The following is a 22657-nucleotide window of genomic DNA, read 5'->3' on the forward strand; positions in this document are numbered from 1 at the left end:
ATCCCCTAACCTATCCGGGGGGTAATCCCCCGGGTGGGGGTGTCACTCCCCGGCCTCAAGCCTAAAGCCACAAGCTGCAAGCGATTACGGCGAGAGTCAGTCTCGGCCCGATACTACAACATTGTAGATTGGTGCGGCCGGATGCCGCAAGTTGGTCCATCCCTCGTCCCTGATCCATGGTCGTCCATCGCTGATCGTTTATCGTTCTTCGTCCCGAGTCTCTGCGAGCCATCCCACGCGGTTGAGCCGTCAAACAGCAACTGCCCGCGGGTTTGACAAGGCCTGTCCGCAGGTCTAATATGTCGGCGATCAGCGAGGCATTAGTGCGTCAGACGGTCACTAAAGAGCCGGCACTGCCGGTGAAGGAGGTCGGATGGATTCTCTTGGCAAGACGTATCCGGTAAGCCTTACCGTTGACTACTCGGAGCAGCCGCGCAACCGTGTCTCGGTCTTCTTCCGTCTCTTCGCGGCCATTCCGATAGCCATCGTTCTCTTTCTGCTGATAGGCAGCGGCTGGCATCGGGATGTCGGGCGCGGCATCGCCTATGCCAGCGCGGGGTTCGTAGTCGCGCCGGCGCTGGTGATGATTCTCTTCCGGCAGAAGTACCCGCGCTGGTGGTTCGACTGGAACCTGAACCTGAACCGGTTCCTGTTCCGGGTGAGCGCGTACCTGGGGCTGCTGCGTGACGAGTACCCTTCTACCGATGAGGAGCAATCCCTGCACCTCGATGTCGTCTATCCCGACGCCGGGACCGAACTGAATCGCTGGCTGCCGCTGGTGAAGTGGTTTCTCGTCATCCCGCACATCGTCGTGCTCTGTTTCGTTGATATCGCTGCGTACGTCTGCGTCATCATCGCCTGGTTCGCGATTCTGTTCACCGGTAAGTACCCGCGGTCCCTGTTCGACTTCGTGGTCGGGGTGATGCGGTGGCAGGCGCGCGTGGTCTGGTACGCTGTGCTGTTCGCGACCGACAAGTATCCGCCGTTCAGTCTTCAGGACTAGGCGAGGACGAAGCGAGAAGCTAGAGGCGAGAACCTAGAGCGCAGAGCAAGTCAAGAGCCAAAAGGCAAAGGCCAAAAGCCAAAAGTGGGGAAGCGGACGAAGGCAGGGGTTAGTGGGCTGCCTTGATGATGGTGACTGCTTTGCCGACCTTCGTGTCCACTGGCGACAGGAAATAGACTCCGGGCCGAAGGCCTTCGCCGATTCTGTCGCCCTTGCAGATGGCGACCCGCCGACCGGTGACGTCGGAGAGCGCGAAGAACTCGTTCTCATGGCCGGGAACTCGGGCAACGGAAGTGAAGGGATTGGGCTGAGTCTGTAGCTGAGTTGATAGGTTTGCAGAAAGCTGAAGAACAGGTTCCCTCACGCTGCCATTGGCGTCAGTCTTGATGAGGCAGACGTCGATGTCTCCGGTGGGGTAACCCAAAGAGCCTGCGATGACATAACCACCATCGGCTGTCTGCTGGACAGACTTGGCTTCAATGTCTTCCGTCCAACCATACGTTCTAGTCCAGAGTGTATGACCACGAGCGTCGGTCTTGATGAGGCAGCCGTCGTTGCCTTGGCCACCGGCGATGACGTAGCCGCCATCAGCCGTCTGTTGGACCGAACTGCCTGTGCTCGGACAGCCGTACGTCCTTGTCCATTGAGTATCGCCTTGGGCATCAGTCTTGATGAGATACGCAGCGCCGCCTTCACCAAAGGACATGGTGTAGCCGGTTGCGATGTAACCACCGTCCGTCGTTTGTTGGGTTGAGTTAATACAATCATCGCCTGTACCGCCGTAGGTTCTCGTCCAGAGAGTGTCGCCCGATGCATTGGTCTTGATGAGATAGGCATCGTAACCTCCTGCACCGAAGGACCCCGTCTGGCCCGCTACTACATAGCCCCCATCAGCAGTCTGCTGGACTGAGTAACCTACATCGCGTTCTGTCCCACCATAGGTTTTCGTCCAGAGAGTGTCACCATGAGAATCGGTCTTGACGAGATAGGCATCATTGTCTATGCCACCAGCAATGATGTAACCGCTATCGGCGGTCTGTTGAACTGAGTAGCCTGCGCTGCCATCGGCGGGCGAGAGCCCGCCATAGGTCCTGGTCCAAAGCGTATCTCCTTGAGCAGTGGTCTTGACAAGACAGGCATAGTCGAAGACATCCATCCCCACAACATCGGTGCATCGGCCTGCGACTATGTAGCCGCCATCAGTGGTCTGTCGGACGGAGTAGCCCTCCGCAGGCCATAGCCCGCCATAGGTCCTGACCCAGAGGGTTTCACCTCGAGAATCAGTCTTGATAAGAATCACCCCTGCATGGAAGGACTGGGTCCACCCCGTGACGATATAGCCATCATCGGTAGTCTGACGGGCAGAGTAGCCCATGTCGGCATCCGGTCCACCATAGGTTTTCCACCAAGTCGTTTGGGCGGAGGCAAAGGAGGTGAGGCAGACTGCGGACAGCAAGAGGATCAGGCAAGGAGCGTAGACCTTCTTGGTCACATATCCCCCTCTGGAACAGCATTAGGCCTCAAGAGACTCGGGCACATTGCACATGGATGATACGGCGCTGGCGGTAAGTGTCAAGCAGACGGAGAAGCTTCAAGAGATCAAGGGGCCACGCCACCGAGGGAGCGACTGCCAACTCAGGCACTTTATCCCTCTGTCCCTTTGTCCCTCTATCCCTTAGAAGTGATGTATGAACGCGAAGTAGCCGACGACGATGCCGGCGGCGTCGGCCGCGAGGTCTTTCCATGAGAAGTGCTTCGTCGGTCCGGCCAGGTCGTAGAACTCTTTAGACACACCCAGGACAGCGGTGCCGCCAAGGGAAAGGGTTGTGGGCCAGGGCGATTTCATGTTGAGGCGGTAGTTGCTCAGGTCGTAGGCGGCACCAACGGTGGCGAAGCTGGCAGAGAAGTGCCAGAACTTGTCGATGGCGAACCATTGGTCGCTTTCCTCGTGCACCGAGGTACGCTCGATGTTGATGGGAACCGCTCTCTTCTGAAGTGAATCAGGCGGGTTGAGTGGAGGTGCTTGGCCGAGGATGGTCAGAGCGAGGAGGAGAGACATTGCTAGAAGAAGGGGTTCAGCGGCGAAAGCGCGGAAAACGGGGACTGTACCGCGCCGAGTCCGACTCAGGCGCTCCGAGGGACTGTTCCCTGTTTTCCGAGGGGCGAGTACTCATTGCAGGCCGAGGACGGTTCGGATGAACTGGTTGCCGTGGAGCAGTCCGAGGCTGCCCGTTGCGCACGCGGCCTCATCGTAGGTCTGGACCGAGTCGGGCGTAAGGCCGGGCGTGAGAATAGCGACCGGGACAGGGCCGTGGACGTGGTTCCCCTTTGCGACAGGCGTGAGGTGGTCGGGCAGGACCGCCACAGTTACAGGACCGAGGACCGAGGACCGGGGACCGGTTCCCATGTCCTCAATGCCCTTCATGACTCGCGCGACAAGGCGCGAGTCGAGGTACTCGATGGCGAGGACCTTCTGCTTCAAGTCCTTGGCGTGTCCCGCCTCATCCGAGGCCTCGACGTGGACGAAGACGAAATCGTGGTCTTCAAGAGCCTTCAGACAGGCGTCGGCCTTGCCTTCGTAGTTGGTGTCAATCAGGCCGGTGGCGCCGGGTACGCCAATTACATCGAGCCCGGCGTAGACGCCGAGGCCCTTAATCAGGTCGACCGCCGAGATAACCGCGCCGGTGATGCCGAACTGCTCTTTCAGCGTCTTCATCTTCGGCTTGCGGCCCTGGGACCAGAACCAGATGGAGTTGGCCGGGTCCTTGCGCGCTTTGACCCGTTCCTTGTTGACCGAGTGCTGGGGCAGCAGTTCCCAGGAGCAGCGAATCATGTCGTCTAACCGGGCAACCGTCGGCTTGGCATCATCGGACTTCGGTACAATCATCAGGTCCTCGACCTTCTCGCCGACGTGGTCGTGGGGCGGGAAGCACTCGAAGTCAGTAGAGAACGAGGGACCAGAGCGATTGGCGAATGGCGATTGGCGAATGGCGATTGGCGGATCGGGTTCGGACAGCACGAGGAGGTGGCGGTAGGAAACGCCGGGGAAGAAGTGGGCGTCGTCGCCGCCGATATAGCGGTCGACGCAGCGGATGAGTTCGTGCGCCTCCGCGGTCGAAATGTGTCCGGCCGAGTGGTTCTTGATTCGGCCGTCAGCGATGCAGATGAGGTTGCACCGCATGGCAATGTCGGTGTCGTTCAGCTTCACGCCCATCGAGGCGGCCTCGATGACACCGCGACCCTGGTAGCATTCACGTGGGTCATACCCGAGCACGGTCAGGTTTGCGACCTCGGAGCCCGGCGGCATGTCGTCATCAACCGTCACGAACGAGCCGCAGCGGCCGAGCCGGGCGATCCGGTCGATGGCAGGCTTGTTCGCGGCCTGAAGTGGGGTCTTGTCGCCGAGTTCAGGCACGGGGAAGTCGGCCGCACCGTCGGCGAGAAAAACGATGTACTTCATGAGTGAATATGGGTTGGAGGGATAGAGGGGTATAGAGATAGAGGGATAAAGTGGCCGGACTCGGATTTCTTCACTCTATCCCTTACTCCCTTTGTCCCTTTATCTCTATCGTGCTTCGAGGTAAGCGAGAATCAGCCTCACCGTCGCGGCGAGCGCCTTGCGGTGAGTCCTTTCAAGATTGTGGGACGCGTTGATGCCCGGCCCGATTAGCCCGGTGACGGCATCGAGCCCGGCCCGCACCGCAACTGCCGCGTCCGAGCCGTAGAACGGGTAGATGTCGACCTTGAAGGGTATCTTCTGCGAGCGGCATAGCTTCACCAGCCGCTGTCGCAAGGCGTAGTCAAAAGGCCCGGTCGAATCCTTGGCGCAGATGCAGACCGAGTACTCGTCCGACTCCTGTCCCTTGCCGACCGCGCCCATGTCTACCGCAACCAGCTCGGTGACCTCATCGGGAATGCCGGCCGAGGCGCCGAACCCGACCTCCTCCGACGTGCTGAAAAGGAAGTGCGTGGTCAGGCCGGGCTTCTGACGGGAGTCGGCCAATGCCTTGAGCGCGCCGAGCAGGCAGGCAACGCCGGCCTTGTCGTCGAGGTGGCGGGTCTTGATGAAACCGGTGTCGGTCACCTCGCAGCGCGGATCGAAGTGGATGTAGTCGCCGACCGCGATGCCCAGCTTTGCGAGACCTTTGGCGTCCCGCACTTCGGCGTCGAGTCTGATTCTCATGTTCTCGAATTCCCGCTTGGTGTCGTTGATCTTCTTGCTGACATGAGCGGACGGCTCGTCGAACAGGATGGTGCCGCGTAGGAGTTTCCCTGCGCCGGTCTCGACCGTGACGTACTCGCCCTCGACAGTTCCGAGAGCGTAGCCGCCGACCGGTGTGAACAGCAATGAACCGTCGCCGCCGAGTTGCTTCACCATAGCGCCGAGGGTATCGACGTGGGCGGTTAGAGCCCGTTGCGGGCCAGTTTCACGGCCCTCCAGCGTCGCCAGCAGCGCGCCGCGCCCGGTGCGCCGATGCTTCACGCCGGCGCGGGACAGCTCCTCTTCGGCGTAGCTGATTGCATTGTCAGTGTGGCCGGCGAGGCTCGGCGTCTTCACCAGCCGCACGACTTGTTCTACAACGTAGTCGGTCAGTTGCTCATCTATTCTCATGGCTCAACCCCTTGGGAACTTCCGCTGCAGGAAATCGGAGAACCACCCGTAGTCATTCGGGCCCTTCTCGTAGTGCTCGGGTTTAGCATCCAGGCCAGCAAGGGATGGTGGTAGCGGCGGGTCGACGCTGAGCAGGCGCTGGATTTCTTCGGGGAACTTGGCCGGGTGGGCGGTTTCGATAGAGATCGAAAGAGGTTGAGGGATAGAGGGATCAAGGGATCGAGGGATCGAGTGCCCGGCCGGGCCACTTTGTCCCTTTGTCCCTTTATCCCTTTGTCCCTCTTCTGCGAGGTAGCGTTCAAGCCCGGCCCAGCCGACTGCGCCGTGCGGTTCGAGCATTGTATTGTACTTCGCCCAGGCGTCCCTGATTGCCTGCCGCGTTCCCGCGTCGTCGACGCTCGTCGAGTAGATGTCTCGCCGCATGGCCGCGAAGTCGGGTTCCTTCGTCACCTTGCCCTGCTCGTCCATAACGCCGCCGTACAGGGCGACGAGACGCGGCAGGTTCGAGGGATGGCCGACGTTCATCGCATTGGAGATGCAGACGCGCGAAGGCACGATCTTCTCGTACCTACCGGTGGCGATGAACTTCGGGAACTCGTCGTTGGCGTTAGTGGCGATGACGTATCGTGCGACCGGCAGGCCCATCTCCCGCGCAATCAGACCGCCGCAGATGTCTCCGAAGTTGCCGGACGGAACGGAAATGATGGCTGCCTCGTTGTTCTCTTGCAGCTTGGCCCACGCGTAGAGATAGTAGACCGCTTGCGGCAGGAGCCGGCCGATGTTGATGGAGTTGGCCGAGGAGAAGCGGATGCGCTTCAGTTCCGGGTCAGTGAAGGCACGCTTCACCAAGGCCTGGCAGTCGTCGAACTGGCCGTCGACGCCGATAACCGTGACGTTGCCGCCGAGCGTGGTCATCTGCTTGCGCTGGCGGTCCGAGACTTCCTTGATTGGGAAGAGCACAACCATCGAGATGCGGTCGACGTTGTGGAACGCGTGCGCGACTGCCGAGCCGGTGTCGCCGGAAGTGGCGGTCAGGATGACCAGTTCACCGCCCTCCTGCGCGAGGAAGTACCGCATCATCCGTGCCATCATACGGGCCGCGAAGTCCTTGAAGCTTGCGGTTGGGCCTTGGTCGAGGCGCATAAGGAAGTACCGGTCGTGGACCTTCTCAAGCGGCACGTCGTAGTTGTAGCACTCACCACAGAGACGCATCAGTTCGTCGTCGGGAATCAGGCCCTGCGTGTAACGCTTCAGGACCGCGAAGGCGATTTCCGGGTAGGTCTTGTCACGGAACCCGACGATTTCTTCCATCGGGATGCGGGGGATTTCACTCGGAATGTACAGGCCCTTGTCCGGGGCCTGGCCCTGCAGCAGAGCGCCCTTGAGGTCAACGTCGGGAGAGCGAAGATTGGTAGAGTAGAGGAGGCCCGACATGCGCTATTTCACTGCACTCAAGGCTTGCTCTAGATCGCAGACTATGTCGTCCGGATGCTCGGCGCCCACGGACAGGCGGATGAGGTCGGGCGGGATGTGGGCCATCTTGCGCGACTCTTCGCCCTGCTGGAGGTGAGTGGAGATAGATGGAATCGTAGCGATGGACTTCACGCGGCCGAGATCGGTTACACGCATGATGAGCTGCAGCTTGTCGAAGACCTTGCGCGCGGCCAGCGGCCCGTCTTTCACGCGGAACGAGAGCAGATGGCCGTAACGGTTGACCTTCTTGCCGTAGCGGTCGTCGTGCTCGGAGTCCACCAGCCAGAGATACTTGCTTGCTACAGGGTAGAGCGGATGGTGTTCGAGACCGAGGTAGTTGACGTCCATCACCGACGGCTGCTTCTCCAAGAAGCGTGCTACCTTGAGCGCGCTCTGGGACCAGACGTCGATGCGCGTCCGCAGTGTGCGAAGGTCGCCCATGGTCGAAAGCGCCTGGTACGGGTGAAGGCAACCGCCTTGGTCGCGGTGCGGATAGTCGCGCAGGTAGGTGCAGAAGTCGGCTTTCATCCGGTCGTTCGGGATGTTGGTCACGATGGGCCTGCGGGCGATGATGGCGCCGGCGGTGCCGGTGCCCGAAGAGCTCATCGTCTTGGTGACCGAGTGGACCACAATGTCTGCCCCGTACGCGAACGGCCGCATCAAGGCCGGCGTGGCGATGGTCGAGTCGGTGACGAACGGCAGGCCATGCTCGTGGGCGAGGGCAATCGGCTTCGCCAGGTCGAAGAAAACAAGGCCGGGGTTGGACGGCAACTCGCCGTAGAGGAAACGGGTGTTCTTGTCGATCTTGGAGCGCCACTCATCGATGTTGTTCGGGTCGAGAATCCACCGCACCTCAATGCCGCGCTCCTGCATCTTGCGGACGTTGAACTGCTGGAAGGTGCCGCCGTAGATCTGGCACTGGGCGACGAAGTTGATGGGGTCGTTGCCCTGTCTGACCAGCAGCGTGTCGCTCATGTTCTCGATTGCCGCCATGCCCGACGAATAGACCACGCAGCCGGCGTCGACGTCGGTGCCATAGGTCTCGAGCAACGCGAGTGTATCCTCGAGGTAGCTCAAGGTCGGGTTGTGGATACGGATGTAGGCCCAGGTCGGAATCTGGCCGGACTGCGCGGCCTCCATCTCGTCGGAGTCGCGGTAGGCCTGGCCCGAGCTGGCGAAGATCGGTTCGATTATCGCGCCCTGATTCTTCTCAATCGCCTCGGTCGCGGTGTAGAGGCCGTGAACCGCAATAGTGTCGAAGCGGCGCTTGCGGGCCTGGGCTATGTCGCGCTTGTGTGATGCCAGCGCCTGGTTGGCGCGTTCGATGTACTTCTTCAAGCCCTCGCTCGGCGAAGGCGGGGTCGAATGATCCATGTTTCCTCCTAAGCGGTGCGGGACATGCCGAGCAGCTCGGCGATGACCCCGAAACCAACGGCCATGCTTATGAGCCAGATCGCCCATCCCGCGACGGGGATGGCGCACAGGCCAAAGACGACGATGATACCGACCGGCGCGGCCCACCACAGCGATACGTCAGGCGAGCCGAACACCCGGAAGAGGAGCCGGCCGGAGAACAAACCTGCGAGCACCTTGGCGAGGTAGAGGCTGACAAGATACGCAGCGCCGGCGATAAGGCCGGCGGGAATCGTGATGATGAGCGCGAACGCGATCAGGATGCTCATCGGCCCGATGAGGAACCCGATCGTGCCGAACCCGAGGGTCCGACCCCAGTGGGCAAACGAGCGGGCGATACCTTCGTCCAGTGCCTGCTTCCAGATCGCCACCAGCAGGAATCCGACCACAAGCGCGCCGATTATCGACAGGATTGTGAACGGCAGGAAGAAAGTGACGAACGTGCCGGGCCGGGGCTTCATTTCCTTGATCTCGCTGGGCGATGGAAGCTGCACGTGCTCGATATTGCCGAACACCATGTCGGGGTTGCCGATGTCCAGTTTCTTGCTCGAGCGGTAGCGCAGGTTTCCGTAGATGCGCGCGTCAGGAGTGAGCGTCAGCTTGTCGGTCACGGTCACGTCAACGTCGCCGTCAATCGAGCCCGATATCCTAACCTGTCTGGCAACCGCCTTGATGTCGCCGCGCACTACACCGTCGATGTCGAGCGACCGGCAGGCTGCGGCAATGTCGCCCCGCACCTCCGCGTTCTTGCCGATGACAAGGTTCGCGCAACCGGCCAGCACATCCTGGCCCACCCCGCCGTTGATGTAGATCGTGCCGGCGCCGGCGCGAACTGCGCCGCCTACGGTGCCGTTGACGTTGAGCGTGGCACAGATGGCCACGATGTCACCGGCTACGGCGCCGGAGGCGTCCACGCTTTGGGCGGCGAGAAAGAGGTTGCGTGTGACCGGACCCGAGACATTGATGGACTGGGCACCAGCCAGAGCCGAACCGTCGAGCCGTCCCTCGATGCGCATCATTGTGCCGCCGAAGTAGATGTCTCCAATGCGCGTTTCCTCGGCCGGCAGAGTGTAGCTCGGCCCGCCGACAAACTCCGCAGCGAGGGTGAACGCGAATAGTGAAGAGAGGAGGAAAAGAAGCCGGGTCGGAAGTCTTGTCATGTCAGTCTCGCGCTTTCTTCAACTCCTCGCGGATGCGTTCCTCTATCTTCCGGCCGAGTTCGTCCCAGTCGTGGTCGGATTCGGCCGCGCGTTCCTCCTTGCGCCAGGAACTGAGACTCGCTTTGACACTCTCACCGATTTGCCCACCGACCTTCTCCCAGTCGCGGTCGTGCCGGTGCCTGCGGCGATGAATGACGCCGCGCCATCCGGTGCCCAAAGACACGCTCGCGCCGAGTATGAAACCGAGATTGTAGGCCCAGCCAACATTATTGGATTCATAGATACGAACGTCGCTCGTGAACAGGCTGACGATGAACGTGATGATGATTATCAGGCCGTGCCAGAACCCGGCCCAGAAGTTGGCGGGCCTGCCGGCGGTCACGTTGTATCGAGCGCTGCCAGGTGCGCAGCCCGCGACCACCAGCATCAGGACGCCCACCAGTAATACCTTCAGCATGCCTCCCGTCACAGCGGGTCCCTGCGCTGTTGCATCAACCCAATACCCCATCCCGGTCAGCGCGGCGATCAACTGCCTGATCGTCAGTCACTGTGTTCTCGCATCTCTCCGAAGATGCGTTCCTTGATTCGGCGAGTGAGGTCATCCCAATCTCCATCGGCCCCATGTCCCGCGCCGCGCCAGTCGTCCAATCCCAGCTTCGTGCCGTCCTGAATCCGCTTGGCGATTCGGTCCCACCCGGCCTGGCTGCGGTGATGGTGCCGATGAACAGAAATCCGGATGCCTCCATCCTGCGCCTTCGATGCACCGACGAGAAACCCGATGACAAGTCCCACGGTTGCGGTGATCATTAAGTACAAGACGGGCCCGAAGTTCGACGGTGAGCTCTGTTCCGGGCCGTCTTGTGCCAAGCTGATCGCACAACCAGCGGACAGCATCAGGAGAATGCAAAGCGGCAACTTGGGCAGAGTATTCGTCATGGCGGCGCCTCCGATGCGGGGCAAGGGTTACGTTCCACCACCGCAGATGCAGCGGTCAAGCGCCAAGCCCGCTAGTCGTGGTACTTACGCATCTCGTCGAAGATGCGTTGCTGAATCCTGCGAGCGAGGTCGTCCCAGTCTCCATCGGCCCCATGTCCCGCGCCGCGCCAGTCGTCCAATCCGAACTTGGTGCCGTCTTGGACACGCTTGGCGATCCGGTCCCATCCGGCCTGGGTGCGGCGATGGTGCCGGTGGCGATGAGTAGAAATACGGATGCCGCCCTCTTTCGATATCATCGCAGCGACCAGAAACCCAACGACGAACGTAACGACCGCAGCCATGATGGTCCAAAACCAGTCTGATTGTGTGGTTGAACCTCCGCTCGCGGACGCACAGCCCGCAGTCAGAGGAAGTACAAGCAGTGCGAGCAGCTGAAGCCGAAAGAGGATTCGAGCGTTCATTGCGCCTCCATAAGGTCTCAATACTCGGTCGTTCACGCACCACACTCTACCCGAACTGAGTCGCGGGTCAAGCCGTCAGTTTCCGCGACGGAAGGTATCGATCGCATGAGTCTTGTGGAACGGGCCTTCGTGTCGCCAGGCGAGGCAGCTGCACGGCGGATCCCGCCCGACCTTGGGGCCGCGCTCAGAATCGGTCAGCGAACAGTTTCTGAAACTGGGGCGGCAGTCACGGTGAGAATCACGCGGCAAATCATCGTCCGCGTGGGCATGTCTGCGGATTACTCAACCGATCTCGCCGTCGCCGTCCGTTCTGCAAGGCAAATCGTCCGCAGGGCCGGACTGAGAGTCGGCATTGGGTTGTTTTGCCCCGTCGCGTTCCAAACCACAGGCGAAGATGTTCCGGGAGCGGTTTACAAGCCGGTCCCTGGACTCGTCATTCAGGCATGCCCGCTCACAGCTAACATTTTGTCTTTCGACCACTTAGGCCAGTCCGCAAACGAGCAGGTCTACGGGCTCCACTGCCTTGGTCCATATGGCTTTGGTCCGCGTAGGGAAATCCACGACGCAGGTCTCCTGTCCAGATCACGATCCGCCTCGTGTGCTCGCTGGCCCAGTTGCTAGGTACTGGAGGCCGCATGGATTTGACAATGCGGAGTTGGCCTCTACGCTTTCTGTCCAGAAGATGGATAACCTGAAGCCGTTTCTCGCGGACGTGCTGAGTGGAGTGGCGAGTCAGTATGCCGATATCCGGATTCAGGAGTCGGAGCATGCCCGCGTCGTCTATCGCGGCCGCGAGCTGGACGAAATCGGCCGCGCGTTTGAGCGAGGCGGGTGCATCCGCGTGTTCCACAACGGCAATTGGGGAACCGCGAGCTTCAACCAGGTCGACGAGAAGCTGAAGGAACTGGCCCGCGAAGTGGCCGCAGCGGTCGAGGCCATGCCCGAAAAGCCCGAGACTCTGGGGCAGCTACCGGCGCTGACCGAAAGCGTCAGCGTACCCGAGGCGGGTGACCCGCGCAAGGTCCCGCTGGCCGAGAAGCAGGCGCTGATCAAGCATTACAACGACATCCTGCGCAAGACCACGGGCATCACGACGACCATGTCGGCCTACTCCGACTCGTTCCGCCGGATTTCGTTCCTTTCCTCCGAGGACCGGTTCATCACGCAGGAGTCGGTCCATACCGGTTTTGCCTGCGAAGCGGTGGCGCGCGACGGCAACAACGTGCAGGACTATCACGACACGTTCGGCAAGACCGAGGGCTTTGCTTCGCTTCAGAACCGCGAGCCGATGGTAGAGCGCGTCGGCAAGGTCGCGGTTGACCTGCTGAAGGCCGAGCCCGTGGCGGCGGGCAAGTACGACGTCATCATCGACCCGCTGCTGGGTGGCGTCTTTGCCCATGAGGCGTTCGGGCACCTGAGCGAAGCCGACTTTCTTGCGTCCAATGAGCGGCTGCGAGAGCTGATGAAGGTCGGGACCAAGTACGGCGTCGATGAGCTGACCATAGTGGATGATGGGACGATGCCGGGCGAGCGCGGGAGCTTCCGGTTCGACGATGAGGGCAGCGAGGCAGAACGGACGGAATTGATCAGGGATGGACGCATCGCCGGGCATCTGCACGACCGGCAGAGCGCCCAGAGGATGGGCGAGAAGGTGACGGGCAACGCCCGCGCGGTATCGTACCGGTTCGCGCCCATCGTGCGGATGAGCAACACCTACATCGAGCCGCGGTCGTACAACATCGAGGACATGCTGGAATCGATGGAGCACGGGCTGTACGTGTGCGGGTCGCGCGGCGGGATGACCGAGCTCGAGTCGTTCACGTTCTCGGCGCAGTACGCATGGCTCGTCGAAGGCGGGAAGCAGCGGAAGCTGCTGCGCGACGTCACGCTTTCCGGGAACGTGTTCGAGACCCTGAAGAACATCGCCATGATCGGGGACGACCTGGTGATGTTCGGTGGGCTCGGCGGGTGCGGCAAAGGCGGGCAGTCGCCTTTGCCGGTCGGACTCGGCGCCCCGCACGTGTTGTTACGGAATGTAGTGATCGGAGGAAGATAGGTTGAGGAAGGGATCAAGAGATCGAGTGCATGGCACAGACGAGGTCCCGACACCCGGGCAGAACCCCGGGACCCAAGAACCTTTGAACCCCGCTGGATGATGGAAGACAAGATTCTCGAGATGGCGGAGGCGCGTGGCACGCAGGCAGAGGTGTTCTCCTCCGACGAGAATCGCACCATCGTCGAGTTCCGCGCCAATGAGTTCCACTCACAGGAAACCAAGCTTACGTGCGGCTATGGCCTGAGGGTCGTAAGAGACGGTCGGGTCGGGTTCAGTTCGAGCAGCGACCCGAACAAGGTCGAAGAACTGGTTCAGGCCGCAGTCGACACTGCCGAGTTCGGCAAGCGATGCAGCTTCGAGCTCCCCGGGCCGAAACCGCTCCCGACGGTCAAGACCTTCGACAATCGAGTGATAGTGCTGTCGGCGCTGAAGATGATTGAGTGGGGCCGGGAACTGGTCGATGCACTGCGGGCGCGGGTGCCGGGCTTGAAGCTCGATGTAACCTTGGGCCGTGCTTATGGCGAGACCGTGGTCGCGAACAGCGCCGGACTCAAGCGACGCTTCTCGCGAGCTACTCTCCAACTCTCTGCCACCGGCCTTCTGGTCAGCGACGGGCTGGTCTGGATATCGGAGTTTGAGAATCTGTCGTCCGGCGCAACGCCGTCAATCGGGCTGCTGGCCGACCGGATCGAGGAACGGGCAATCCTCTCGCGGTCGCGCGCGCGGCTGGCGAGCGGAACCTACCCGGTCATCTTCATGCCGACCGCGGTACCGGACCTGCTCTACCCGCTGATGGTCGGGGTGAACGGCAAGCAGCTCGAAGAGGGTGTGTCGCCGCTCATCGGCAAGGCCGGGCAGAGGCTGCTGGACGAGAAGATAACAATTTGTGATAACGGCCTGCGCGACTTCGGCACGGCGTCCTCTCCCTTCGATGACGAGGGCGTCCCGCGGCGCCGGAATGTGCTGTTCGACGGCGGAGTCTTCGACGGTTTCCTGTTCGACCTGGCGACAGCGGCTGCCTGTCATGCTCAAACTACCGGTTCGGCCAGCCGTGGCTACACGTCTCAGCCACAACCCGGAGTGAGCAACATCGAGCTCGTTCCCGGCGAAGCCCGTTACGATGACGTGCTGGCCGGCATCGACGAAGGGCTGCTCGTCTACGACTGCATCGGCGGCGGCCAGTCAAACGTGCTGGCAGGGGACGTCGCCTTGAACATCTCGTCCGGTTTCCGGATCGGGAACGGCAAGGTGACTGGGCGCGTTAAAGATACCATGATTGCCGGGAACGCGTACGAGATGCTCAACAACGTGGTCGCGGTCGGCGACACCGTCCGCGACCTCGGTTCGTGCTTTGTTCCGTTCCTGATGTTCTCGGACCTGAAAGTCGCAACCCGTGATTAGCCAAGAGGTTGGGTTGAGGAGTCCATTAGCATGAAGCATAAGACGTCATCATCCGCGAAGCGGGGGAAGAGCCCGTCCGCTACGACAAGGGTCAACGCCCCCTTGGCGGAAGTACTCGAAGTGAAGCCGGATCAGCTCGGCTGGACGTGTCCGAACGAATGTCTCAAGTTCGACACGACCGACGACCTGCCGGGCACCGCCGGTATCATCGGCCAGCCGCGTGCGGTCGACGCCCTGAGCATGGCGCTGGAGATCGAGTCGGTGGGGTACAATGTCTTCGTGTCCGGCCCGGTCGGCACCGGCCGGACCACGACCGTCAAGAACCTGCTTGAATCTACCCGCGGACGACCCCGCCAGCTCGACGACAAGTGCTACGTTAACAACTTCCGCGACCCGGACCAGCCCCGACTGCTGAGGCTGGCCGCGGGCAACGGCCACGAATTCAAGCGCGACATGGACGAGTTCATCGACTTCCTGATCAAGAACGTGCCGCAGCTACTTGAGAGCGACACCTACCAGCAGCGGCGTACGGCGCTGGTTGACGGGTTCAAAGAGCGTGGCGGAGCCAGGGTGCGTGAGTTCGAGAAGCGGGTAATCGCCGAAGGTTTCGCCTTGGTCCAGACCGGCCCGCTCGCACGGCCCGAGTTGGCCCCGATTGTCGAGAAGCAGCCGGTCAGTATCGACTCTCTTCCCGCGCAGGTGGAAGAGGGAAAGCTCACGGCCGAACGCGCCGACGAAATCAAGCAGAAGTACCAGACGCTCGCTACCGAGCTCGCGGCCATCTTCAAGGAAGTCCGCGAGCTGGAGAAGCAGGCCCGCGACGGGCTCGCCGAACTGGACCAGAGCATCATCCGACCGGTGGTCGAAGAGCGGCTGGCGGACATCGAAGAACGCTGCGGCCGCCCGAAGAAGAACCATGCGGCAAGAGAAAGCAAAAGCCAGGGCTGTCCCGATGCGGCGGCACTGCACGACTACCTCGCCGAAGTGAAGGACGCAGTCCTCGCGCGGCCCGACGAATTCCGGCAGAAACCACCGGCCGAAGGTGAGATCTCGGTGCCCATCGACCCGTTTCTCGAGTTCCGCGTGAACGTTCTGGTCGACAACTCCGACACCAAAACTGCACCGGTGATCTTCGAGACCAACCCAAACTACAAAAACTTGTTCGGCTCGATTGAACGAGTCTGGGACCGGGGCGGGCAGTGGCGAGCGGATTTCACAAAGATCAAGGCCGGCTCGGTGCTGCGCGCCGACCACGGTTTTCTCGTCGTCAACGCGCTCGACGCGCTGGTGGAACCGGGGGTCTGGCCGGCGTTGAAGCGCACCCTGCGCAACCGACAGCTCGAAATCACCGGCGGCGACCCGTACTCCGCCCTGTTCGGCGCGGTCGGGATGAAGCCGGAGCCGATCGCCATCGACCTCAAGGTGATAATGATCGGCGACCCGCAGGTTTATTCCCTGCTCTCGTCCGCGGACGAGGACTTCAGGAAGGTCTTTAAGGTGCGGGCAGACTTCGATTGGGTGATGGAGCTTGACGAAAAAGCGGTCGATGACTACGTGCAGGTCATCAAGGCGCTGTGCCAGAAGGAGCAGCTTCGGCCGTTCGACCGCTCGGGTGTTCGCGCGGTCATAGAGCACGGCGCCCGGCTGGCCGGACGCACGGACAAGCTCTCGACCCGATTCAACATCATAAGCGAGCTGTTGACCGAGGCGAGCCACTGGGCCGCCAAGGCCAAGGCGAAGGCGGTTGGACATGAGCACGTGCAGGAAGCGATCAATCGCCGCCGCGACCGGGTGCGGCTCTCCGAGGTCAAGCTGCAGGAGGCCATCCGGCAGGGCACCATCTTCATCGACGTGACCGGTGCCAAAGCGGGGCAGGTGAACGGGCTAGCGGTTTACGACACCGGCGAGTACGCCTTCGGCCTCCCGACACGCATCACCGCCAAGACCGGCGTCGGCTCGGCCGGCATCATCAACATCGAGCGCGAGGCACAGCTCTCCGGCCCGACCCACGACAAGGGCGTTTACATCCTGTCCGGATACCTGCGCCAGAAATTCGCACACAAGCAACCGCTTGTCCTCTCCGCCTCAATCTGCTTCGAGCAGTCCTACGGCGGCGTGGATGGCGACTCCGCCTCGTCAACCGAGGTCTACGCGCTGCTCTCAGACCTGTCCGGCCTGCCCATCCGTCAGGATCTGGCCGTGACCGGCTCGGTCAATCAGCAAGGCGAGGTTCAGCCCATCGGCGGGGTCAACTGGAAGATCGAAGGTTTCTTCGAAGCCTGCCACGCACGCGGGCTGACCGGCAACCAGGGCGTCATCATCCCGAAGGCGAATCTGCAGGAGCTCGTGCTCAGGCCGGAAGTGGTGGCTGCAGTGAAGGCCGGCAAGTTCCACATCTACGCGGTCAGTACGATTGACGAGGGCGTTGAGTTGCTGACCGGCGTTCCCGCTGGCGTGGCCGACTCCAAAGGCAACTATCCCGGCGAGACGGTCAGCGGCCGGGTGATGAAACGGCTGGCCGAACTGGCCCAACTCTACCAAGACTTCAAGCCCGACAAGAGCAACAAGAAGAAGCCCGCAAAGAAGGCGAAGCCCGAAAAGAAAGTGCCTCGCGCCCGCCGCAGGCAGTAGGCTGTCGGCCGCAGCTATCTGCCCAGCGGCGTGAATACGAGCGCTGCGGAGTTCAGGCAGTAGCGGAGCCGGGTCGGCGGGGGCCCGTCGGGAAACACGTGACCGAGGTGCGCGCCGCAGAGTGCGCACAGTATCTCCACTCGCTCCATCCCGTAGCTCCGGTCCGCGTGTTCGGTGATATTCTCCTCGGCAAATGGTTGGTAGAAGCTCGGCCAGCCCGTGCCGGACTCGAACTTCGTATCTGAAGAGAAGAGCGGCAGGCCACAGTCTACGCACTTGTAGACTCCCGGTTCCTTGTTCCCAAGCAACCCGCCACAGAAAGCAGGCTCGGTTCCTTTGCCGCGGGTGACTCGGTACTGCTCCGATGTCAGCAGCCGCTGCCACTCCGCATCGGTTTTCACCACCTTGTCGACCGTCTCAGGCGCGGCCGGCTTTCCGTCCGGCCCGAGGAAGCGGACCACTACCTTTCCTGTCAGCAAGTTGTTCATGACTGCATCCTTCCGCAAACCGCCACTCCCTTCAATCTTGGTACCTCTATAGCCGCTGCAGGCAACCGCAACAAACGGCGCCGCCACCGCCACCAGTCGAATCCAAGGTACTATTCGCATTCTCTCTCCATTAGACTGCTTCCAGGGCCGAGAGGTTTGACAGTCGAGGTCCCAGAACCGATATTCAGGCCACGAGGACGCCATAGTGAAGCTCGAAGCTCGAAAGTCGAATGACGATTGAAACCCGAAGCACGAGGTTCGTGCCAAGACTTGACAAGTCCATCTTAAGGTGGATTATGTCTCAGTTCGCAAGGCTGCTATGCGGTTTGGATAGACCGGGAACGGGGCCCGGTGACAAAGGAGGCCGCAATGAGTCTGTTCGACAAGTGTGCAGAAACCGTAAGACGGTTTGACTACGTAAAGGCTCATAACCAGTACTTCTATTTCCGCGAGTTTGAGCCGACCGCTGCCGCATTCGTCAACCACGCCGGCAAACGGTTGATGATGCTCGGGGCAAACAACTACCTCGGCCTTTCCAATCATCCCAAAGTTATCGCCACCGCCCAGGCGGCAATCGCCAAGTACGGGACCGGCGCCGGGTCTTCGCGCATCCTGACCGGCACAAGCCCGCTTCACGTCGCGGTCGAGCGGGCGCTGGCGAAGTTCAAGGGGACCGAGGACGCGGTGCTGTTCAGTTCCGGGTTCATGGCGATGATGGGCACGGTCGCGACCATGACGGGCGAGGGCGATGTGGTGCTGAGTGATTCGCTGAACCACGCATCGATTGTCGACGGTTGCCGCCTGTCCCGGGCCGAGAAGCGCATCTACCGGCACGATGACATGGCCAGTCTCGAAGAGGAGTTGGCGAAGTGCGCCGCCTTCGCGAACCGGTTGATCGTGACCGACGGCGTGTTCAGCATGAAGGGTACGGTCGCCAACCTGCCGGAGATCCGGCGCCTCGCCGACAAGTACGATGCCGCGGTGATGATTGACGACGCCCACGGCGCGGGCGCGCTGGGGAAGACTGGACGCGGCACGGCCGAGCATTTCGGGCTGGAGGGGAAGATCGAGCTTGTCTGCGGCACGTTCTCCAAGGCGCTCGCGAGCTACGGCGGATTCTGTGCCACGAATCGCGACGCCTGCACGTTCCTGAAGTTCACTGCCCGGTCCGCGGTTTTCACTGCGAGTCCGCCACCGGTGGTCGCGGCTACGGTCCTTGCCTGCCTCGATGTGATGGAACAGGAGCCGGGGTTGATGGACCAGGTGCGCCGGAACTCGCAGTTCTTGAAAGACGGGTTGAAGCAGGCCGGATTCCGCCTCGAGGACACTATCACACCGATCATCCCGATTCTCATCGGCGACGATGAGCGGACGTTCAAGATGGCGGGCGGCCTGCAGGACGAGGGTATTGTGGTCAACCCGGTGGTGCCGCCGGCAGTGCCGAAAGAGGGCTCGCTCATCCGAGTCAGCCTCATGGCGACGTTCACGCTCGACCAGTTGGACGAGGCCCTGGGTAAGTTCAAGAAGGTCGGCCGCGCCCTCGGCGTGGTATAGCCGATGGACCACGGTTGCCGCCGGGCCGTGCTCGTCTGCCTGCTTGCCGCCGGGATCGCGGTAGCGGCAACGTGCGAGGAACGGCTGGCGCGAGGGGAAATCGTAGTGACGCGCCTGCCCGCCGCACGCAAGGGACAGCTGGGTGGTCGGTCGCAGGGCGTCATCGCCGTCCCGCTTGACCGGGTCTGGGCCGTGCTGAACCGGTCCAACGAGTTCGCGGACTACATGCCGAACTTTCTTGTGTCGTGGCTCGTTGACCGGGCTGCGATGGGCGACATCGCCTGCCGTCGGTGGCAGCGGGCCGAGCTTGAGGGGGTGCTGAAGAAGTATCTGCTGGCAGACTGGATCGGGGACACGGTGCTGTTCTACAACGTGCTCGACATGCCGTTCCCGGTTTCCGACCGGTGGTACCTGCTCGAGATGACGCGTGACACGACCACGCACTCCATAAGCTGGAGCCAGGTCGTCGGCAACCTCAAGTCGACGGCGGGTTCCTGGCAACTGGCGCCGTGGCTCGACAGCGTGCATACGCTGGCAACCTACACGACGGTTTCCGAGCCGGGGATAGCGCTGCCCGCGTTCGTTCTCGACATGGGTCTCAACCAGTCGCTGCCCGGCGTAATCAAGGCGCTGAGAAAACGGGTGGCGCAACCCGACAAGGAGGCGTGGGAATGAAGGGCCTAGGCCTCGGTCTGGTGGCTTTGATGTCCGTCCTGTTCATCGCCGTCCACGGAATCGCCCTGCTGGTGCCGGCGGCCGTGTTCCGTTATCTCATTATCCCTCCTGCGAACCGCGGGCTGCTCGGGTTTGTCGGAGCCGTGTTCCTCGTCGTCGTGGATGTCGTGCTGCTGCTCATCATGCTCGTGGTTACGACCGGGCTTGCGGCGCGCCTGCTCGGTCTCCGCTACTCGGGCGAGCACGAGGTCGACCTCCGCATCCCGGCAGTGCGCAACTGGCTGCTCAACTTCACCATCTACTTCCCGACGGCGGTGGTTATCGACTTCCTGCACCTCTACTCTCTCAAGACCCTGCACGTCAGCCTGCTCGGCGGGAAAGTCGGCCGCGGGGTCGTACTCGCCGGCATGATTACCGACCCGTGCCTGATTGATGTCGGCGACTACACCAACATCGGCGGGTTCTCGACCGTGATGTGTCACTCTACCGAGCACGGCCGCATCCGGTTCGCCCCGGTGAAGATCGGCCGCAATTGCGGGGTCGGAACGCGCTCCACGATCTTGGCGGGCGCGACGCTGGAGGACGGAGCGATGCTCGGCGCCGGTTCACTCCTGCCCAAGTTTGTCACCATCCCGGCTGGCGAGACGTGGGGCGGGGTCCCGGCGAAACCCTTGCACCGCAAGGAGACTGAGCAGCCGTTGTAGACTCGAAGATGCAAGGTGCAAGATGCAGGCTGCAAGATGTAGGATGTGAGACGAGAGACATGAGATGAGGAGGACCTGTGGCTGATAGCACTGCCGGATTTCTGACGCTGCGCTTCTGGCGAGCTTATCTAATTACGATGAGGCCGTACCTATTGTTCGTGTCCGGTACGGCTGGCGCGGTCGGCCTTGCGTTCATCCCGACGCCGGTCTACTGGCGTGTGGTGCTGGTGTTCTTCCCGCTCTTCCTGTCATACGGGTTCGGGCAGGCGTTGACCGACTGTTTCCAGACCGACACCGACTCGATCTCGTCGCCGTACCGACCCCTGGTTCGGGGCGAGGTGACGCGCGGCAGCGTGCTGCTCGTGAGCCTTGCCGGGCTTATCATCGGCACGCTGATTGTCGGGTACATAAGCCGGGTCGCGCTCTGCCTGTCCGCTCTGGCGGTGCTCGGGCTGCTCACCTACACGTTCTTCAAGCGCCGTTGGTGGGGCGGTCCGGCATGGAACTCGTGGATTGTGGCCCTGCTGCCGCTGGTCGGCCGCAACGCTGATTCCGGCTATCGCATGACCGGATTCTTCAACTGGACCGACCCGCACGTCCTGGCCTTTTCGCTCGCGGTCGCGGCCGTGTTCTTCGGCTATGCCAACTTCGTAGTGATGGGCTATTTTAAGGACATCTCGGCTGACCGGCAGACCGGGTACAACACATTCCCGGTCAGGTTCGGCTGGGTCGCGAATGCCATATTCAGCGACCTGCTTGCCTTGGGAATTACCCTTGGCGCGGGCGCGGCCATCGTCCTGAGCGGCCCAGTCAAGCCGTTGGCCGGCATCGTTTTTCTTGCCGGGTTCGTAATCAACCTCTGGGCCCAAGTTGCGATTCACCGCATCCGCGACGAGGCGAAGTCGCACGGTCCGATTGCCAATGTAGTCCGTGCCTTCGTCCTCTACGGGATGGCGGTGGTGCTCGCGCTCGAGCCGGGCTGGGTAATTCCGGCATTTGTGTTCTACGTTCTGTTCGAGGTCGTGCTCAGGATTCGACCCGAGCGCGCGCAGGTCTAGAGATGGCAGGAGACTCGAAGACGCGGAGAAACGGAGATACGGAGACTCTTCCCGCCTCTGCGTCACCGCGTCACGGCGTCGCCGCGTCTGGGCCGCTGCCCTTGGTCCTTCTGAACCCCGGCTGCAACTACACGACCGGCCGTTCGCGCTGGAACAAAGTCGCGACCGGGCTGCGTGGCCGCATCGGCGAGTTTGACGTCGAGGAGCTCCGTTCCGAAGGCGCGGTGAAGGAGCAGGTCCGGGCCGCTTTCGTTCGCGGCGTGCGCAACTTCGCGGCTGCCGGCGGCGACGGCACGGTCAATCTGGTCGCCAACGCACTGCTCGAACTCGGAGAGAAGGGCATCGCTCTGGGCGCAGTAGGACTGGGTTCGAGCAACGACTTCCACAAGCCCTTCCGCAAAGAGGATTACATTGCCGGGATGCCGGTGCGGATTGAGTTCGCGCGTGCGCGGTCGGTCGACGTTATCCGCATTGAGTACGAGAGCAGTGGTGGTGCTGGGCGTGACCCTTCGCAAAACGGGGACAGTCCCCATTTTGCTCGTTACTGTTTGCTCAACGCCAGCATCGGGATTACGGCCGAGGGTAACGCGTTCTTCAACACGCGGACGACTCTCATCCGGACGCTGCAGCGCGTCTCTCAAGACCTGGCCGTGACTGGCGCTGCCCTGCGCAGCCTGTTCATGTTCAAGGACATTCCGGCCCGACTTGTCATCGACGGCGAACCGGCCCTCGATCTACCCATCACCAACCTCGGTATCATCAAGCGGCCGAACTTTGCCGGCTCTCTCCGGTACGACACCGAAATCTCCCTCGACGATGGCCGGCTCGGAGTCAACGTGACATATGGACTCTCTCTGTTCGGTCGGGTCGCGGCGCTGACGGCACTGTCGCGCGGCCGGTTCCAGGGCCGGCCCAATACCCTGTGCCGCCACGGCACCGACGTCAGGGTGACAAGTGAGCAGGAGTTCGCGGTCGAACTGGACGGCGAAATCGTCCGCACCAGTTCCGCAAGGTTTTCGGTGATACCCAAGG

At 61.8% G+C, this 22657-nt stretch carries 20 protein-coding genes; 9 read left to right on the forward strand and 11 right to left on the reverse strand.

The window, feature by feature from the left end:
* Window positions 1–373 precede the first annotated feature (373 nt).
* Entirely contained in the window at window positions 374–1003 is a 630-nt protein-coding gene (locus VMH22_08575; protein ID HTW91748.1) for a DUF4389 domain-containing protein, read from the forward strand.
* A 109-nt stretch (window positions 1004–1112) separates the two neighbouring features.
* On the opposite strand, the gene VMH22_08580 is transcribed toward VMH22_08575, so the two are convergent.
* From VMH22_08580 to VMH22_08625, 10 genes are all read right to left on the reverse strand, one after another.
* A complete protein-coding gene (locus VMH22_08580; GenBank protein HTW91749.1) occupies window positions 1113–2495 on the reverse strand; it encodes a hypothetical protein in 1383 nt (460 codons plus the stop codon).
* A gap of 183 nt (window positions 2496–2678) precedes the next feature.
* Window positions 2679–3062, reverse strand: coding sequence for a hypothetical protein (locus VMH22_08585; protein ID HTW91750.1), 384 nt, complete (start codon window positions 3060–3062; stop codon window positions 2679–2681).
* 111 nt (window positions 3063–3173) lie between these two features.
* Window positions 3174–4463 carry a cofactor-independent phosphoglycerate mutase gene (locus VMH22_08590; protein ID HTW91751.1) on the reverse strand — a complete coding sequence of 430 codons (1290 nt, stop codon included), beginning with the start codon at window positions 4461–4463 and terminating at the stop codon, window positions 3174–3176.
* 105 nt (window positions 4464–4568) lie between these two features.
* Entirely contained in the window at window positions 4569–5615 is a 1047-nt protein-coding gene (locus tag VMH22_08595) for a M42 family metallopeptidase (protein HTW91752.1), read from the reverse strand.
* 3 nt (window positions 5616–5618) lie between these two features.
* On the reverse strand, window positions 5619–7049 hold the full coding sequence (gene thrC, locus VMH22_08600; protein ID HTW91753.1) for a threonine synthase: 1431 nt from the start codon (window positions 7047–7049) through the stop codon (window positions 5619–5621).
* 3 nt (window positions 7050–7052) lie between these two features.
* Entirely contained in the window at window positions 7053–8462 is a 1410-nt protein-coding gene (locus tag VMH22_08605) for a PLP-dependent transferase (GenBank protein ID HTW91754.1), read from the reverse strand.
* Window positions 8463–8470: 8 nt separating this feature from the next.
* Window positions 8471–9661, reverse strand: coding sequence for a polymer-forming cytoskeletal protein (locus VMH22_08610; GenBank protein ID HTW91755.1), 1191 nt, complete (start codon window positions 9659–9661; stop codon window positions 8471–8473).
* Between the two features lies 1 nt (window position 9662).
* A complete protein-coding gene (locus VMH22_08615) occupies window positions 9663–10118 on the reverse strand; it encodes a hypothetical protein (protein ID HTW91756.1) in 456 nt (151 codons plus the stop codon).
* An 83-nt stretch (window positions 10119–10201) separates the two neighbouring features.
* Complete coding sequence (locus VMH22_08620) at window positions 10202–10468, reverse strand: hypothetical protein (protein HTW91757.1); 267 nt, start codon at window positions 10466–10468, stop codon at window positions 10202–10204.
* A 200-nt stretch (window positions 10469–10668) separates the two neighbouring features.
* Window positions 10669–11058, reverse strand: a complete 390-nt coding sequence (locus tag VMH22_08625) for a hypothetical protein (protein HTW91758.1) — start codon at window positions 11056–11058, stop codon at window positions 10669–10671.
* A 682-nt stretch (window positions 11059–11740) separates the two neighbouring features.
* Here VMH22_08625 and VMH22_08630 point away from each other — a divergent pair.
* From VMH22_08630 to VMH22_08640, 3 genes are all read left to right on the forward strand, one after another.
* Window positions 11741–13114, forward strand: a complete 1374-nt coding sequence (locus VMH22_08630; GenBank protein ID HTW91759.1) for a TldD/PmbA family protein — start codon at window positions 11741–11743, stop codon at window positions 13112–13114.
* Window positions 13115–13210: 96 nt separating this feature from the next.
* Window positions 13211–14515, forward strand: a complete 1305-nt coding sequence (locus VMH22_08635; protein ID HTW91760.1) for a TldD/PmbA family protein — start codon at window positions 13211–13213, stop codon at window positions 14513–14515.
* Window positions 14516–14545: 30 nt separating this feature from the next.
* The gene (locus VMH22_08640; protein HTW91761.1) at window positions 14546–17146 is read left to right on the forward strand and encodes an ATP-binding protein; all 2601 of its coding nucleotides are present in this window, start codon (window positions 14546–14548) and stop codon (window positions 17144–17146) included.
* A 14-nt stretch (window positions 17147–17160) separates the two neighbouring features.
* Here the strand turns inward: VMH22_08640 and msrB are convergent, their stop codons facing one another.
* Window positions 17161–17634: a peptide-methionine (R)-S-oxide reductase MsrB gene (gene msrB, locus VMH22_08645; GenBank protein HTW91762.1), complete on the reverse strand. Its 474-nt coding sequence runs from the start codon at window positions 17632–17634 to the stop codon at window positions 17161–17163.
* Window positions 17635–18003: 369 nt separating this feature from the next.
* On the opposite strand from msrB, the gene VMH22_08650 reads away from it, so the two are divergent.
* From VMH22_08650 to VMH22_08670, 5 genes are all read left to right on the forward strand, one after another.
* On the forward strand, window positions 18004–19188 hold the full coding sequence (locus VMH22_08650) for a pyridoxal phosphate-dependent aminotransferase family protein (GenBank protein HTW91763.1): 1185 nt from the start codon (window positions 18004–18006) through the stop codon (window positions 19186–19188).
* A gap of 3 nt (window positions 19189–19191) precedes the next feature.
* On the forward strand, window positions 19192–19863 hold the full coding sequence (locus VMH22_08655) for an SRPBCC family protein (protein ID HTW91764.1): 672 nt from the start codon (window positions 19192–19194) through the stop codon (window positions 19861–19863).
* Complete coding sequence (locus VMH22_08660; GenBank protein ID HTW91765.1) at window positions 19860–20567, forward strand: DapH/DapD/GlmU-related protein; 708 nt, start codon at window positions 19860–19862, stop codon at window positions 20565–20567. Before VMH22_08655 ends, VMH22_08660 begins: the two co-directional genes overlap by 4 nt.
* Window positions 20568–20644: 77 nt before the next feature.
* Window positions 20645–21625 carry a UbiA family prenyltransferase gene (locus tag VMH22_08665; GenBank protein ID HTW91766.1) on the forward strand — a complete coding sequence of 327 codons (981 nt, stop codon included), beginning with the start codon at window positions 20645–20647 and terminating at the stop codon, window positions 21623–21625.
* 101 nt (window positions 21626–21726) lie between these two features.
* The coding region (locus VMH22_08670; protein HTW91767.1) for a diacylglycerol kinase family protein at window positions 21727–22657 on the forward strand (931 nt) is incomplete at its 3' end.

The sequence above is a fragment of the bacterium genome (assembly GCA_035505375.1).
Taxonomy (GTDB): Bacteria; Hydrothermota; Tepidihabitantia; order Tepidihabitantales; family Tepidihabitantaceae; genus UBA2258.

Coding starts and splice junctions, on each gene's coding strand:
- VMH22_08585 (HTW91750.1), bottom strand. CDS start 3,062: ATGTCTCTCCTCCTCGCTCTGACCATCCTCGGCCAAGCACCTCCACTC.
- VMH22_08595 (HTW91752.1), bottom strand. CDS start 5,615: ATGAGAATAGATGAGCAACTGACCGACTACGTTGTAGAACAAGTCGTG.
- msrB (HTW91762.1), bottom strand. CDS start 17,634: ATGAACAACTTGCTGACAGGAAAGGTAGTGGTCCGCTTCCTCGGGCCG.
- VMH22_08640 (HTW91761.1), top strand. CDS start 14,546: ATGAAGCATAAGACGTCATCATCCGCGAAGCGGGGGAAGAGCCCGTCC.
- VMH22_08625 (HTW91758.1), bottom strand. CDS start 11,058: ATGAACGCTCGAATCCTCTTTCGGCTTCAGCTGCTCGCACTGCTTGTA.
- VMH22_08630 (HTW91759.1), top strand. CDS start 11,741: ATGGATAACCTGAAGCCGTTTCTCGCGGACGTGCTGAGTGGAGTGGCG.
- VMH22_08610 (HTW91755.1), bottom strand. CDS start 9,661: ATGACAAGACTTCCGACCCGGCTTCTTTTCCTCCTCTCTTCACTATTC.
- VMH22_08605 (HTW91754.1), bottom strand. CDS start 8,462: ATGGATCATTCGACCCCGCCTTCGCCGAGCGAGGGCTTGAAGAAGTAC.
- VMH22_08655 (HTW91764.1), top strand. CDS start 19,192: ATGGACCACGGTTGCCGCCGGGCCGTGCTCGTCTGCCTGCTTGCCGCC.
- VMH22_08650 (HTW91763.1), top strand. CDS start 18,004: ATGAGTCTGTTCGACAAGTGTGCAGAAACCGTAAGACGGTTTGACTAC.
- VMH22_08635 (HTW91760.1), top strand. CDS start 13,211: ATGATGGAAGACAAGATTCTCGAGATGGCGGAGGCGCGTGGCACGCAG.
- VMH22_08620 (HTW91757.1), bottom strand. CDS start 10,468: ATGATCACCGCAACCGTGGGACTTGTCATCGGGTTTCTCGTCGGTGCA.
- thrC (HTW91753.1), bottom strand. CDS start 7,049: ATGTCGGGCCTCCTCTACTCTACCAATCTTCGCTCTCCCGACGTTGAC.
- VMH22_08660 (HTW91765.1), top strand. CDS start 19,860: ATGAAGGGCCTAGGCCTCGGTCTGGTGGCTTTGATGTCCGTCCTGTTC.
- VMH22_08615 (HTW91756.1), bottom strand. CDS start 10,118: ATGCTGAAGGTATTACTGGTGGGCGTCCTGATGCTGGTGGTCGCGGGC.
- VMH22_08590 (HTW91751.1), bottom strand. CDS start 4,463: ATGAAGTACATCGTTTTTCTCGCCGACGGTGCGGCCGACTTCCCCGTG.
- VMH22_08575 (HTW91748.1), top strand. CDS start 374: ATGGATTCTCTTGGCAAGACGTATCCGGTAAGCCTTACCGTTGACTAC.